At 63.9% G+C, this 14620-nt stretch carries 14 protein-coding genes; 7 read left to right on the plus strand and 7 right to left on the minus strand.

Annotated features, from left to right (window positions below; translation table 11 throughout):
* Positions 1–89 precede the first annotated feature (89 nt).
* Both PanNE5_RS06375 and PanNE5_RS06380 read left to right on the plus strand, forming a co-directional pair.
* The gene (locus PanNE5_RS06375) at positions 90–983 is read left to right on the plus strand and encodes a LysR family transcriptional regulator (protein ID WP_017233697.1); all 894 of its coding nucleotides are present in this window, start codon (positions 90–92) and stop codon (positions 981–983) included.
* Between the two features lie 49 nt (positions 984–1032).
* Positions 1033–1410 carry a hypothetical protein gene (locus PanNE5_RS06380; RefSeq protein WP_017233698.1) on the plus strand — a complete coding sequence of 126 codons (378 nt, stop codon included), beginning with the start codon at positions 1033–1035 and terminating at the stop codon, positions 1408–1410.
* Between the two features lie 62 nt (positions 1411–1472).
* Here PanNE5_RS06380 and PanNE5_RS06385 read toward each other — a convergent pair whose 3' ends face one another.
* On the minus strand, positions 1473–1826 hold the full coding sequence (locus PanNE5_RS06385) for a DUF2288 domain-containing protein (protein WP_017233699.1): 354 nt from the start codon (positions 1824–1826) through the stop codon (positions 1473–1475).
* Between the two features lie 191 nt (positions 1827–2017).
* Between PanNE5_RS06385 and PanNE5_RS06390 the strand changes: the two genes are divergently transcribed.
* Complete coding sequence (locus PanNE5_RS06390) at positions 2018–2440, plus strand: hypothetical protein (RefSeq protein ID WP_017233700.1); 423 nt, start codon at positions 2018–2020, stop codon at positions 2438–2440.
* 134 nt (positions 2441–2574) lie between these two features.
* Here the strand turns inward: PanNE5_RS06390 and PanNE5_RS06395 are convergent, their stop codons facing one another.
* Positions 2575–3477 carry a DMT family transporter gene (locus PanNE5_RS06395; protein WP_261939435.1) on the minus strand — a complete coding sequence of 301 codons (903 nt, stop codon included), beginning with the start codon at positions 3475–3477 and terminating at the stop codon, positions 2575–2577.
* Positions 3478–3505: 28 nt separating this feature from the next.
* Positions 3506–4219: a dipeptidase PepE gene (pepE, locus tag PanNE5_RS06400; RefSeq protein WP_261939436.1), complete on the minus strand. Its 714-nt coding sequence runs from the start codon at positions 4217–4219 to the stop codon at positions 3506–3508.
* 462 nt (positions 4220–4681) lie between these two features.
* Here pepE and PanNE5_RS06405 point away from each other — a divergent pair, with 462 nt between their 5' ends.
* The 3 genes from PanNE5_RS06405 (at position 4682) to PanNE5_RS06415 (ending at position 9232) form a co-directional block, all read left to right on the plus strand.
* Positions 4682–6862: a malate synthase G gene (locus PanNE5_RS06405; protein ID WP_261939437.1), complete on the plus strand. Its 2181-nt coding sequence runs from the start codon at positions 4682–4684 to the stop codon at positions 6860–6862.
* A 95-nt stretch (positions 6863–6957) separates the two neighbouring features.
* Positions 6958–8235: a DUF445 domain-containing protein gene (locus PanNE5_RS06410; RefSeq protein WP_017233705.1), complete on the plus strand. Its 1278-nt coding sequence runs from the start codon at positions 6958–6960 to the stop codon at positions 8233–8235.
* Between the two features lie 751 nt (positions 8236–8986).
* Entirely contained in the window at positions 8987–9232 is a 246-nt protein-coding gene (locus tag PanNE5_RS06415; RefSeq protein WP_017233708.1) for a hypothetical protein, read from the plus strand.
* Between the two features lie 99 nt (positions 9233–9331).
* Here PanNE5_RS06415 and PanNE5_RS06420 read toward each other — a convergent pair whose 3' ends face one another.
* Together PanNE5_RS06420 and psrA are read right to left on the minus strand one after the other, a co-directional pair.
* On the minus strand, positions 9332–10639 hold the full coding sequence (locus tag PanNE5_RS06420) for an MFS transporter (RefSeq protein WP_150551197.1): 1308 nt from the start codon (positions 10637–10639) through the stop codon (positions 9332–9334).
* Between the two features lie 200 nt (positions 10640–10839).
* Positions 10840–11937 carry an iron-containing alcohol dehydrogenase PsrA gene (gene psrA / locus PanNE5_RS06425; RefSeq protein ID WP_026131907.1) on the minus strand — a complete coding sequence of 366 codons (1098 nt, stop codon included), beginning with the start codon at positions 11935–11937 and terminating at the stop codon, positions 10840–10842.
* A 148-nt stretch (positions 11938–12085) separates the two neighbouring features.
* Here psrA and PanNE5_RS06430 point away from each other — a divergent pair, with 148 nt between their 5' ends.
* Positions 12086–12949, plus strand: coding sequence for a LysR substrate-binding domain-containing protein (locus PanNE5_RS06430; RefSeq protein ID WP_261939438.1), 864 nt, complete (start codon positions 12086–12088; stop codon positions 12947–12949).
* A gap of 63 nt (positions 12950–13012) precedes the next feature.
* Here PanNE5_RS06430 and PanNE5_RS06435 read toward each other — a convergent pair whose 3' ends face one another.
* Together PanNE5_RS06435 and PanNE5_RS06440 are read right to left on the minus strand one after the other, a co-directional pair.
* Entirely contained in the window at positions 13013–13864 is an 852-nt protein-coding gene (locus PanNE5_RS06435; RefSeq protein ID WP_261939439.1) for an undecaprenyl-diphosphate phosphatase, read from the minus strand.
* Positions 13865–14279: 415 nt separating this feature from the next.
* The gene (locus PanNE5_RS06440; protein ID WP_017233713.1) at positions 14280–14582 is read right to left on the minus strand and encodes a DUF4148 domain-containing protein; all 303 of its coding nucleotides are present in this window, start codon (positions 14580–14582) and stop codon (positions 14280–14282) included.
* Positions 14583–14620 lie beyond the last annotated feature (38 nt).

Below are 14620 nucleotides of genomic sequence, written 5' to 3' on the forward strand. Positions count from 1 at the left end.
CGCATCCTACGGATAGACATTGCATCGGAAAAGCGGGAAAATTCGATGCCGTATATCGTGTTTTCCGGATCATCATCGCAAGGGCCACCATGAACCCCCGCGCCTTCGACCTCACGCAGTTGCGTACGTTTATCGCCATCCACGACGCCGGCAGCATTTCGGCGGCAGCGGAGCAGATCTTCCTGTCGCAATCGACGGTCAGCGAGCAACTTCAGAAGCTCGAAGCGCGCGCCGGCCAGCCGTTGCTGGTGCGATCGCGCAAAGGCATGCGTCCGACCCCGGCGGGCACGCGGTTGCTCACCTATGCACGGCAGATCTCGGCACTGTCCGAGGCAGCGTTCGAGGATCTGCAGGGCGTGCTGCTCGATGGCGAGTTGCGCATCGCCATCACCGACTATTACCGTCCGCACGACGTCGGCCGCGTGCTCAAGCGATTCACGAGCCTTTACCCGCGCCTGCGGCTGCATGTGAGCGCCATGCAAAGCGCGCAGATCGAGCGCACCGCCCTGACCGGCGAACACTTCGACGTAGGGTTGGTGTTGCGTCTGATGAACGAGGATATCGGCCGTGGCGCGAAGGCGCTGGGCTACCGGACGTCGGGCACGCTGGTGCGCCGCGAGCGTCTCGTGTGGGCGATGTCGTCGACGCTGGGCGAGCCGCTGGGCGAGCCGCTGCCGCTGGTGACAATGCCGCCGTCATGCACGCTGCAAAGCCTCGTACTCACCGTACTGGAGCGGCACAACGTGCCCTATCGCATCTCCCACTCGGCGGCGGGCGTGGCCGGCATGCAGTTGGCGCTCGGCGCGGGGCTGGGGATTTCGTGCCTGAATGAATCGGCACTCACCCCCGATCTCGTCGTATGTCCACCGTCGCTTGGCCTGCCCCCGCTGCCGCGCGCGGAATTCCACCTGCTGCCCGGACGCGCCGACGAGACCGACCTGATCCGTCACGCCCGCAATGCGCTGCTGCGCCTGTTCGCGTGATACCTTTGCCCCCTGATCCCGATTTTGTCCGCTCATTGCGGTTGCCGTCATGCCGGAAGCCACGCCGATTCGTCTGAATTTCAACACCCGCCGCGCGCTGCTGTTCGCGCTGACGGCCGAGCGTCTGTCGGCCTTTTACGAACATGGGCAGTGGATGACGGACAAGCAGGGCGCGACGCTCGCGCAACTGTGGCTGTCGCGCTCGAAGCTTCAGCTACCGCTCGAAGAGCGCCGCCTGCTTTCAACGTTGAGCGACGATTTCGCGCGCGAACTGGCCGGCACGCTCTCGCGCGAAGCCGGCCTGTATACGGCGCATGAAATGACGGAATCGCTCGACGCGGACTATGCGTTTGCGTCGGCGGTAGCGCAGGATCTGTTGGAAGACTGCACGCGGCGCCTCATCGAGGCGGGAATTCCGGAATCATGACGGCGTAGCGAATTCGAGGCGTTGACGGGGTTTATCAGCGCGCGCGTCACGCCATCACGCCATCATGCAACGATGCCACGTTCCTGTACGAGCACCCACGGCGCGACAACCACCGCCCAAAGCTCCGGCGTGCGCGCGGAGAAATCGGCGGCTTGCTCGGCCTGCATGCGCTGCACCAAGGCCGACGATAGCCATTGAGACACGGTGGCCTTATCGTCGTTGGCAACCGCCTCGGCGACCGATACGAGGTCGACGCCGGGCGCCACATACAGCAGCACACCGCGCGCGAAGAACGATTCCAGATCCTTCCAGTCGATCTTGGCGGTTTCACCGAGCAGGCGCAAATAGACGTCGCTGGCACCGGACGCGGCGGCTTGGGAAGCTTGAACTGATTGGGCGGACTTGGGCGAATCCATGACAACGGGCTCCAGAGGGCGCGGGTCGACGACAACGACTGCGCCGGGCAAGCGTAAATAACGAAAACCCGCATTGTAATGTGCCCCGGCATGCGCGACGGTGGTAGCATCGGAACCCCACGTAGCGCGCCGGTGCCGCAGCGACATGGCACGACCGCCGCGGGGTGGCTAACGTTTTACCGAGGAACCGCATGTCCAAACAAAAAACCGATCCCAAGCTGGAACAAGCGCTGACGCGCGGCGATCTCGCCATGCGCCAGATCAACTCTGCCCGTGCGACCGCGCTGCTGCGCGCCCTGGGCGAGATGATCGTGGCAGCGTCGGCAACGATCGGCGTCGAAGCGGTGGTCGACGTGCCCAATGGCGACAAGGTCTACGACCCGGAAGAGGGTGTGTGGCCGCAGGCGCTCATGCTGTCGTTCGACGGCCCCATCGAAGAGGCCGACGAAGAAGAGCTGCGCACCGTACGGTTGAGCGCTGAAAAGTATCCGGAAACCTTCGAAGTGGTGTGGCACCGCGCCGATGGCAAGATGGGTCGCCATGAAGCGCGTCCGCTCGCGATGGTCGCGTTTCTGACCGACGTCGAAGTACCTTGGCTCGACGACGAAGCCTGATCCCGAATCGGTCCTGACACTGTCGCTGTCGCTGACGGTACGAGGGGGCGGCATCGCCGCTGTCGCGTGTGCTGCGTGCCGGTAAACCGCCGCCCGAGGCTCACACCTGGGCGGCGGTTTGGTTTGCGCAGGGGCTACACGTCGTAGCGTGCCGACGTTGCGCCATCCCCCGGTCGATCCCAGACTGCAATCACGAGTCCGATGGCGATGAAGCCTGCGCCGAGCAGGCCTTCCTGACTCAGCCGGTCGCCGAAGAGCGCGAATCCGAAAAGCGTCGCGAACAGGGGATCGCTGGTCTCGATGATCTGCACTTTGCTGGCCTGACCGCTCTCCACCGCCCGAGTGGTGAAATAGAAGCCCCCGATCGTTGGAAGCAGCACGAGCGCGCATAGCGTTATCCAGGCCACGCCGCTGGGCATGGCGAATCCCTCGCGCAGCAGGGGTATCGACAGAAAGGCACTGCCGAACCCGAACAGCCAGACGAGCTGCGGCAGTCCCGACCCGATCCTGAACCACTTGGCGAGGAAGATGAACAGCGCGTAGCCGCATCCACCGGCCAGCGCCAGGGCGATGCCCGCCGTGCTGCCGTCGATGCCGCTTTCGAACAGGCCCATCACACCGACGCCGAGGACGATTGCCAGAAAGGCGGCCGTCTTCCGACGCGTTGTCGTCTCCCCGAGAAACCGACCGGACAACGCGAGCGTCGCGCCGCCCGCCGCATACGTGAGGAACGAGACGAGCGGAATCGATGCGTGCGAGAACGCCGTCGTCTCGAAGTGGTAAAGGCTGAAAATGCCGAGAAACGCGAGACATGCAAACTGAGGCCAGCGACGGGCCAGCCGAACGGTCTGCGTGCCGAGATCGTGACGACAGGCACAGAGCAGCGACACCACGACGAAGGCACCGAAGCACTTCCAGAAGGCGATCATCGCGGGCGTGGCCCCTTGATCCAATCCGGTTCGCGTCAACACGCCGATCGTGCCGTTCAGAACGGCGGCGACCAGCGCGCAGACCTCCGGCCCCAAGCCGGCCGTCATCTGCGCGAAGGCACGATGCCCGCGCGTATCAGATCGACGCCAGCGCAAACGTGCGGCCCGTCGCGAGCTTGTCCACCACACCGCCCTGCTTGAAATGCAACGCGTCGAATTCACCGAGCACGGTGGCGTTCTCGCCCTGCACATGCAGCGCCGTACCCTCTGGAATGGCAACGACGCGTTCGTCCGGATTGATCGCCAGATACTCGGCCAGACGCTCCTCGCGCGATTCACCGTTGTGCCCCGTCGGCTTCCCACTGATGAAATGCGGATTCACCTGGAACGGAATCAGGTTGAGCGCTTTGAGCGTCGGCGGCTCGACGATCGGCATGTCGTTGGTCGTGCGAATGGTCGGGCACACCACGTTCGCCCCGGCGCTCCACCCCACGTAAGGCATCCCCGCGTTCACACGCTCGCGCAGCAGGCCCACGATGCCCGCGTTGTACAGGCGATCGAGCAGCACGAACGTATTGCCCCCGCCCACCACGACGGCCTGCGCCTGCTCGACGGCGGCGCGCGGATCCTTGTGATGATGAATCGACTCGAGGGCATAGCCCAGCCGCTCGAACGTCGGCTTCACGCGCGCTTCATACTCGTCGTAGCTGTACGTGATGCCCCCGGCGTACGGCACGAACAACACGTGTTTCGCGCGATCCCTGAGCACCGCATGCACCTGATCGTCGGCATGCGCCAGAAAGCCCTGGCTGCCCTTGCGGGAACTGCTCATCATCAAGATCTGTTTCACGACTCATGCCTCCAGGGCAGATGTTTTCGGGGGAACGGCCCGGCGCGGGCGCGTCGCGCACCTTCGGCGCAAACGGTGAGTGTACCCGTCACCTCAACACAGGCACGACGCACCTCGAACCGCGTAGCGGTCGCCGCCGCGTACGGCGCCCCCATTTCTCATGAAGTGAAATGCCATATCGAATGCTGCAACCGCACCACCCGCTTTCGGTATCCGACGCAAAGCCCCGTGGCGCCGGCCTCATACGCAAATCCTTATGCCGCCTATAAGTTGCGGGAGTATCACGACGCGAAATCCCGGGTTTCCGAGCGCCCGGAGAAGGATTACACTCAGGGTCTTATATAAGACTGCCCCTTATCGTCAACCACCCGGTCGTCATCCTCACGCCAACCGCGTGGGTGTCTCGGCAAGGTCACTGGACGAAATCGCGTCAACCTGGTTTTCAAACTCGAGTACAGCATCATGACTTCCACTTCCCAGCGTGGCGGCCTGACGGTCGCAGACAATCTGATCGCGTTCATCGAAAAGGAAGCCCTGCCGGGCACCGGTGTCGATGTCGATGCGTTCTGGAAAGGCTTCGACGCCATCGTTCATGACCTCGGCCCGAAGAATCGCGCCTTGCTCGCCGAACGCGACCGCCTGCAAAGCGAACTCGACACCTGGCACCGTGCCAACCCGGGTCCCATCGCCGACGCCGCAGCCTATCGCGCGTTCCTCGAAAAGATCGGTTACCTGTTGCCCGCGCCTGCCAGCGTGCAGGCCACCACGGCCAACGTCGACCATGAAATTGCCGAGCAGGCCGGTCCGCAGCTCGTGGTGCCGCTCTCCAACGCCCGCTACGCCCTGAACGCCGCCAACGCGCGCTGGGGCAGCCTGTACGACGCGCTCTACGGCACCGACGCCATCCCCGAAACGGACGGCGCAGAAAAGGGCACCGGCTACAACCCGAAGCGCGGCGAACGCGTGATCGCCTTCGCACGCGGCTTCCTCGATCAGGCCGCACCGCTGGCCGACGGCTCGCACAAGGACGCCACCGGCTACCGTGTCGAGAACGGCAAACTCATCGTCACGACCAAGACCGGCGAGACGGGCCTGGCCACGCCTGCCCTGTTCGTCGGCTATCAAGGCGACGCCGCGACGCCGACGGCCGTGCTGCTCAAGCACCACGGTCTGCACTTCGAGATCCAGTTCGACGCCAGCCACCCGATCGGCAAGACCGACGCGGCGCATATCAAGGACGTGCTCGTCGAAGCCGCCGTCACGACCATCATCGACTGTGAAGACTCGGTCGCCGCCGTGGACGCCGACGACAAGGTCGACCTCTATCGCAACTGGCTCGGCCTGATGCAAGGCACGCTGACGGAAGCCGTGGAAAAGGGCGGCAAGACGTTCACGCGCCGTCTGAACGCCGACCGCGAATACACCGGCGCCAACGGCCAACCGGTGACGCTGCACGGCCGCTCGCTGCTGTTCATCCGTAACGTCGGTCACCTGATGACCAACCCGGCGATCACCGATCGCGAAGGCCGCGAGATTCCGGAAGGCATTCTCGACGGCGTCGTCACCGTGCTCGCCTCGCTGCATGACCGCAAGCATCGCCTGAACTCGCGCACCGGCTCGATCTACATCGTCAAGCCGAAGATGCACGGCCCCGCCGAAGTGGCCTTCGCCGATGAACTTTTCGGCCGCATCGAAGCGCTGTACGACCTGCCGCACAACACGCTCAAGATGGGCATCATGGACGAAGAGCGTCGCACGAGCGTGAACCTCTCGGCCTGTATCGCCGCTGCCGCGTCGCGCGTTGCATTCATCAACACGGGCTTCCTCGATCGCACGGGCGACGAGATGCACACCGCGATGGAAGCCGGTCCGATGATGCGCAAGGGCGACATGAAGTCGTCGGCATGGATCACGGCCTACGAGAAAAGCAACGTGCTCGTGGGTCTGGCCGCCGGCCTGCGGGGCCGCGCGCAGATCGGCAAGGGTATGTGGGCCATGCCGGATCTGATGCAAGCCATGCTCGAGCAGAAGATCGCGCATCCGAAGGCCGGGGCGAACACCGCCTGGGTGCCGTCGCCGACCGCCGCCACGCTGCACGCCCTGCACTATCACATGGTCGACGTGCAGGCCGTCCAGCAGGAACTCGAGAAGATCGACTACGCGAAGGAACGCGACACGCTGCTTACTGGCCTGCTGACGGTGCCGGTCGTGGCGAAAGCCGAATGGTCCGCCGACGAGATCCGCAAGGAGATCGAGAACAACGCGCAGGGCATTCTGGGCTACGTCGTTCGCTGGATCGATCAGGGCGTGGGCTGCTCGAAGGTGCCGGACATCAACGACATCGGCCTGATGGAAGACCGCGCCACGCTGCGCATTTCGAGCCAGCATCTGGCGAACTGGCTGCGTCACGGCGTCATCACGCGCGCACAGGTCGAAGAGACCTTCAAGCGCATGGCCGCCGTGGTCGACAAGCAGAACGCGGGCGACGCGCACTATCGTCCGATGGCGCCGAACTTCGACGACTCGCTGGCGTTCCAGGCGGCAAGCGCCCTGGTGTTCGAAGGGCTGACTCAGCCCAGCGGCTACACCGAGCCGCTGCTGCACAAGTACCGTCTGGAACTGAAGGCAAAGCAACGCGGGTAATCGCACGACGATAAGTCGATCGGTTCGCGGCTTATCATTGGACGCCCGACGGGGTAACCTGTCGGGCGTCTTTGTATTTTAGGAGCCGGCTGCGCATGGACCCCGCCATCGCCCTGCAACGCGCCGAGCGTCGCGCCCTGTGGTTTCTTGTGGCCGCGCTGGTGATCTTCGTCGCCACGCTCTTCATGCCGGAGCACTTCGTCACGGGCTGGATCCGGGCAGCGGCCGAAGCCGCGATGGTCGGCGGACTGGCGGACTGGTTCGCGGTCGAAGCGCTGTTCCGGCGCATTCCGATCCCAGGGCTCGCGCGGCACACTAATATCCTGATTCGCAAGAAAGACGCCCTCGGCGACGGTCTTGCCCGCTTCGTGCGCGAGAAGTTTCTCGACACCCCCTCGGTCGTTCGGCTCATCCGGCAACAGAACCCGGCGGACGCCGTCGCGCACTGGCTCGGCTCGTACGAGAACACGCGTCAGTTGAGCGCGGTGCTGGTGAAAGTGGCCAGCGGTGTGCTCGACGTGATGGACGAGCGCAACGTGCAGGCCTTTATCCGCCGCGCGCTCGACACGATGATCGACCGGCTCGACCTGTCGCAATCGGCGGCCGCCATGCTCGACACGCTCACGCGCGACGGCCGTCATCAAGCGCTGCTCGACGAGACGCTCGACTACCTCGTCGAGCTCCTCAATGAGCCGCAGACGCGCGAATTCATTTCGGCGCGCATCGTCGACTGGCTCAAGAGTGATCATCCGAAGAAGGAGAAGGTGCTGCCGTCAGAGTGGATCGGCAACAAGGGCTCCGACATGATTTCGGCGGCCGTCACCCGCCTGCTGGCGCAAATGGAAGCGGACGAATCGCATCAATTGCGTCAGGCGTTCGATCGCGCGGTCGCGGGACTGATCGAGCGGCTCAAGCACGACGCCGACTTCCAGGCGAAGCTCGACGCTTTCAAGACCCAACTGAAAGGCGACACCGCGTTGAACGCCTATGTCGGCGGTCTGTGGAACGAGTGGCGAAGCTGGGTGAAGCGCGACCTCGCGCGCGACGACTCGGTGATCGGCGCCAAGATCACCGGCGCGGCCGCGTGGATGGGTCAGGAGCTGGCGCGAAGCGACTCGCTGCGCAAAGCGCTCGACGCGCAATTGCTGGATGCCGCCGAGCGCATGGCACCGGGGTTTGCCGACTTCGTGACCGAGCACATCCGCGCCACAGTGCATGGCTGGAATGCCGAACATCTGTCGCAACAAATCCGCCTGAGCGTCGGACAGGACCTGCAGTACATCCGCATCAACGGCACACTCGTCGGTGGACTGATCGGCGCCGTGCTCTATTTGATTGCCCAGGCACCGGTGCTGCTTTCGCGCGGCCACTGACGAGCATCGGCGTCGGACCGGGTAGCAAACGCGCACCGCTCAACCGGACTGAATCTGCCGCCGCCCCCCTTTTGCTGCGTTGCGCCGACCGTTGCACAAATACCGGCCAACCCTAGGGAAAACCCGTGGTTTTTTCGCAACGCAGCGGCGTTGGCACCGCGCGGATTGCCGAATTCCAAAAAACCAATGAAAATCAATCACTTAATACGAGCAATAGGGGTGGATGCCACCGGTCTGACGCGGATCACAGCACGAATTAGAGGGAAATGTCGCGGCGCGCAACAACTTGTTTGATCTGACGGGGTTTATCGCGAAGTGCGACAGCAGTAGAGTGACAACATGATGAAGTCAGTCGACGTCGTGGCTCGCAGGGTGCACCGCACCGCGGACGACGCCGGCTCGTACAGGAGCATTACCATGGCTGCCCTCGGTTCTTTCCTTCTGCTGGCGAGTGCCTCGCTGCTCACCGCGTCGTATCTGCGCAGCCGTGCCGCGCGTACGCGCCGTCAGCAAGCGCGCGTGACGCGTCGCTGAACGCTTCGACGCCAAGCGATACCGGGCGCATCACTGCGGCGCATAGTGTCTGAGCTCGTTGTCCTGCACAACGAATCAGGCTTTTCGACGTTTGATTGTTTCATTTTCAGCAATACTCCCTTCTCCGGGAGCGCATTTTTCTCCTTGCTGCGTGGGCGTAGATTGGCGCCAATGATGGCGCCCATGGTGGACGTCTCGCCAGACAGGAGAAATGAAAATGAAGTCCATTCTGATCGCTTCGGCCTTCGCTGCCGCGCTGTTGAGCGCAGGTGCCGCGAGCGCCGCCGAGAATGCCCAATCGGCTGCCCAACCGCAGCAACCCCAGACGCAAGCGCAAGTTCAAGTGCGAACGCAGGCCCAGCCGGGTGCCGTGGCAGCCACCACGCAAACGACGACCGTCGCCCCGGCCTATGAAGTCCCGGGCCGCGTGAATCGCGCCGGTTCGATCTACTTCGGTCAGTAAGCTGCGCAATAAAACGGCAAGCCGGGGCGCTGCCCACCGGCCTGCCGAATTCCCGATGCTCGGGCACCCCCACACGCCTCCCCGTCCCGTCGTTCCCCCTCAGTAGGTTCGCTTCATCGCTGCCGCACACGCGGCGGACAAGCATCCCACCGCCAGCACATACACCGCGATCCACCATGGTTTGTGACCGCCGTATTCGAGCAGCGTCGCCGCCACCAACGGTGTGATCGAGCTGGAAACGATTCCCGACACTTGATACACGACCGAGATGCCCGTGTAACGAACCCGCGTGTCGAACAGTTCGCAGAACATCGACGCCTCGGGACCATAGACGAACGCATATACAACGCCCAGCGGCACAATCACCGCGAGCGACACCCACCAGACGCTCGTCGCATAGTGCATCACCGCCAATGCCGGAATCGCCGACACGCCACAGGCCAACGCACCCCAGCCGAACACTCGACGGCGTCCCACGCGGTCCGACAGCTTTGCGGCATACGGAATCGTGACGATCAAGACCATGGCCGCGAGCGTGACCGCCAGCAGGATCGGCGTCTTCGGAAAGTGCAGCGTGCCAACGAGATACGAGATGGCGAACACCGCATAGACATTGAACACCACGCCATCGATGTAACGCGCGCCCCAGCCCAGCAGCACGTTACGCCGGTAATCGCGCGCAATCTCCGAGAGCGGCACATGCGCGACGCGCTGACTGTCCTTGATGCGCGCGAACTCGGGCGTCTCCAGCACGCGCAGCCGGATGAACATACCCACCGCCACGAGCACCACGCTGAGCATGAACGCCAGACGCCAGCCCCATGCCATGAACTGTGCATCGGTCAGTGTCGACGAGAGCAGCGCGACCACACCGGTCGACAGGCACAACCCCACGGCGAGCCCGATCTGCGGATACGCCGCGAACCGCCCGCGCCGGTCGCGCGGCGCGTACTCAAACGCCATGAGCACCGCGCCGCCCCATTCGCCGCCCAATCCAATGCCCTGCAACAGACGCAGGAACAGCAGAATCAGCGGGGCCGCCATGCCAATACTGTCGTAGGTCGGCACCAGTCCGATCAGGAACGTCGACACCCCCATGATGGAGAGCGTGACAATGAGCAATGGCTTGCGTCCCAACCGGTCGCCGAAATGGCCGAACAGGATGCCCCCGATCGGCCGCGTGGCGAATCCCACCGCGTAGACCGTATAGGCGAGCGCGGTGGCAATGAAGGCATCGCCGCTGGGAAAGAAGAGCTTGTTGAAGACGAGGCCTGTCACAGTGCCGTACAGGAAGAAGTCATACCATTCGACGGTCGTGCCGATCAGGCTGGCCAGCGCGACCGTGCGCACCGCTTTTTCGGCGGAGACGGCATCGCTGCCGCCCACGCCCGTGAGAACCTGTTCCATTGCGCCTCCTGTTGATGCGCCGCGCCGTGGCGGCGCGCTGCGACGCACCGGTCTGCGCCGGGCGTCTGTCTCCTGGATGTCTCGGTGCCGCCTTTGGATCACGCGGCTATGTTTTGATGATGCGGATTACGGGGACTGCGGGTAAGACGCGAAAACACGCATGCGCGCGAACGCATACGACCGTAGCGGCCACCTGACGATCAGGCGGTGGCGCCGATGAAATTGCGTCCGCGCGGACCGTCGAGCGCGGCGGCGATCATCGCGCTCGATTCCGGCTCGGACACGCCATAGGCCGAAAACTCGGTCGCCACGCCCAAACCGTTGAGAAACGCGGTGAGCTTGTCCGGGGCGCGGCCAATGTCGCCGTCGAACACCTGCGCCAGCACCGCGTCGCGATCGACACGGCGGCCTATCGCCAGACGCATCACCGCCGGCAAGGTGAACGAGCACGCAATGCCGTGCGGGAGTCCATGTCGAATCGTCATGTCGTACGAAATGGAATGCGCCAACGCGGTCTTCGTGTTGGAGAACGCCATGCCCGCTTGCAGTGCCGCGAGCGCCGCCTGAGCGCGCAACGTCTCGTCGTCCAGTGACACCATCAGCTGCGGCAACACGCGCATCATGTCGCGCGCCGCCGTCACGGCGAAGGTGTCGGAAATCGGATTGGCGTTGACATTCCAGATCGCCTCGAGCGCGTGCGAGAGGGCGTCGAGCCCGCTTTGCAGCGTGATGGCGTGCGGCAGCGAGCGCGTCAGTTGCGGATCGACAATCGCCGCCTCCGGCCACGTCTCGGGTAAATGCAGCGAGTACTTCTTGTGCTTCACATGACGATCCCACAGCGTGGCCCACGGGGTGACTTCGCTGCCGGTGCCGGCCGTCGTCGGAACGGTGATGAGACGCTTGGTCCGCGATGGCCGGAAGTCGCCCCCCGCATCAAGCGCATCGACGAGCGTCGCAAAGCGATCATCCTCGCCCGCGACCATCAACAGCTTGGCCGTGTCGAGCGCGCTGCCGCCGCCCAGCGCCACGATCACCTCGCACTGGCCGTACCGCCGCCAGAAATCGCTGTACATCGGGGCGAGTTCGCGCACATCCGGGTTCGGGCTGACACGATCGATCGTCCCCGCCAGCCGTTGCCCGAGCAGCGCTTCGACGCGTCCCGTCATGCCGAGCGCCCGCGCTTCGGGCATGGTGACGAGCACAACCCGCCGCTCGCCGACCAATTCGGGCAACTGAGCAAGGGCACCCGCACCGAAGCGAACATCGACCGGATTATGGAAACGTGAACATGCAGTCATGGTGAGGAGGTGCCGCTGCACCCGCGGGCGCTGCGATCGATTGACGAAGATTGAGCTGGATTATGGTGAGGACCGTTCTATACTTCCAATTCACAATTTTTCGTTAAAGTATTGATAAAACCTATACCTCGTCACGGGAGCGTCATCGATGCGGATTACCCAACTGCGCTCGTTCCATGCGGTGGCGCACCACGGCAGCGTGACGCGCGCGGCCCAGGCGCTGCATGTGAGCCAGCCCACGATGACCACGCAGATTCGTGCGCTGGAGGAGACCTACGGTGTCGAACTGTTCTACCGGCACGGTCGTGGACTGACGCTCACGCCGACCGGAAAATCGTTGTATGCGGTGAGCCTGCGTATCTTCTCCGACGAAGCCGAAGCGCTTGGTCTGCTCAAGGAGCACGGTGAGCTACGCACCGGCGAACTACGCCTGGGTGCCGTCGGACCGCATCACGCGATGGAGATCGTGGCGGCATTCCAGCCGCGTTACCCCGGCATTCGCATTTCCATGCGGCCGGGCAATTCCGAAGAGATGATCGAGAGCCTGCTGGCCTACCGCACGGACGTGGCGGTGCTCGCGCGCTATCACGACGACGCGCGTCTGCATGCCGTGACCTACCGCACCCATCCGGTCGTGCTGTTGGTGCCGCGCGCGCACCGGTTCGCCAAGCGACGCAGCGTGCCGCTCGCGGCGCTGGCTGACGAGCCGATGCTCATGCGCGAGCCGGGAATTACCACGCGGCACGCGCTCGAAGCGGCGTTGCAAGCGGCGGGGGTGACACCGACCGTGGCGATGGAGATCGGCAGTCGCGAAGCGATTCGCGAGGCGGTGATTCTGGGGCTGGGAATCGCTGCGGTGTCAGCGCGTGAGCATACGCCCGACGCGCGACTTGCCACCGTATCGATCAGCGACGCACGCGTGGAGACGACAACGGTCGTTGTGTGCCTGGCGCAGCGGCGAGCGTCGCGAGCGATTGCGGCGTTTCTGGAGGTCGTGGCGGGACTGGTGTAACGCCCGTGGGTATGGCGTAGGCAGCGCCTGGCACGCCGCCCACGCAAGACGTCACCTGACCGACTACAGATATTGGCTCGCCGCCAGCACGACGCCCGAGGCCACGAGGCAGTAGATGCCGAACAGATACCAGCGGCCGTGTTCGAGCCAGCGCGACAACCAGCGCAGCGCCACCAGACCGGCGAGGAAGCTGAACACCATGCCGACGAGGCTCGGCGTGAGCACCGTCATGTAGTGACCGGAGAACGATTGCGCGCCGCCCGACTTGTACAGGCGGTAAGCTTCCTTGACGATCACCGGTGGCGTGAGCACCACGGCCAGCGCGAAGCTGAATTCCTCGACACGGATTTTATCGAGCCCGCGCATCATCCCCGTCGAGATGGTCGATCCCGAGCGCGAGAAACCGCGGAACGGCAGGCACAAGCCCTGCACCGCGCCGATCCAGGCCGAGTCGGCACCGCGCAACGGGCGATCGCCCATCGGCGGACGCTTGCTGCCCGAAATCAGAATCAGGATGCCCGCCATCGCGAGGCCGCCGGAGATGATGTACAGATTGCCGAACAAGTGCTCGATCTCGGCGTGTTGGGAGCCACGCATCAAGACCTTCTCGATAAACAGCATCAAGGCCAGCCCGATCACGCCCGTGAAGCCCGTCGCGATGACGACTTGCTTCGCGTTATGCATGAAATCGTGCTTCGACGAGAAATAGCGCTCGCGCCACGACTTCCAGAAATAGACGATGACGGCGAGCATCGTGCCGGTGTGCAGCATGACGAGCAACAACGTCATGGCGGGCGCCGACGGGTCAAGACCCATCAGTTTCTCGGCCATGATCACGTGTGCCGAACTCGACACGGGAAGCAACTCCGCCACGCCTTGCACAATCGCGAGCACGAGCACTTGCAGATAATCCATGCGAAATCCTTGTGAAATGGGCAAGGAGCCTACGCCGGATACATGACACTTTCGTGACGATCACATGACGGCGGCGCCGGTTCCCTGCCCACCACCGGCTGCCGCGCATGATACTCCAACAGACGTGTCACGAAGTGAGCAAGTGAGCCGTTTCCGACGGACACCTTGGGTCAATGCGGCGCGACTTGCCCACCGGAAATCCACAGCTTGGTCACAGGTGCGCCACAGCTTACCCACAGGGTTATCGACAGATTTGTCCACAGGGCGCGACGCATCGCAAAGGGGGACGCACAAAACAAAATCGGCCACGCGAAGTGGCCGATTTGTGATCGGAGGCGCCGCCCCGGAGTCCCGACGCGCCGCACAGGCGCTGGCTCACGGGAGGTGCCGCCGGTACTGCGGTGGGTGACGCGAATCAGCTACCGAAGTACGTGCTGCCGGCAAGGGCGAGGTTGATGATCGACCCCGGGGTCGCGGCTACCGCTGCAGCGCCCGAGTTGGCGATCGACTTCGGATAAACCGAATCGTGTTGCTGCAGCAGACCGGCTTGCTGGGCTTGCGCCAGCTCCTGACCGACCTGAGCGCGGGTCAGCATGCTGGTTTGCGGCACCCACGAGAATTCCGTCGGGCCGTCGAAGGCATCGCTGGCAAAGGCCGAACCGGCCGACACGGCCAACATTGCGGAAACCAGGGCTGAGGTAATAAGAGCGCGCTTCATGATGTTTTCTCCTGTCTGTTTGAGTCGCGGCGATGTTC

The sequence above is a fragment of the Pandoraea sp. NE5 genome (genome assembly GCF_024363545.1).
In the GTDB taxonomy this organism is placed as follows: Bacteria; Pseudomonadota; Gammaproteobacteria; order Burkholderiales; family Burkholderiaceae; genus Pandoraea; species Pandoraea cepalis.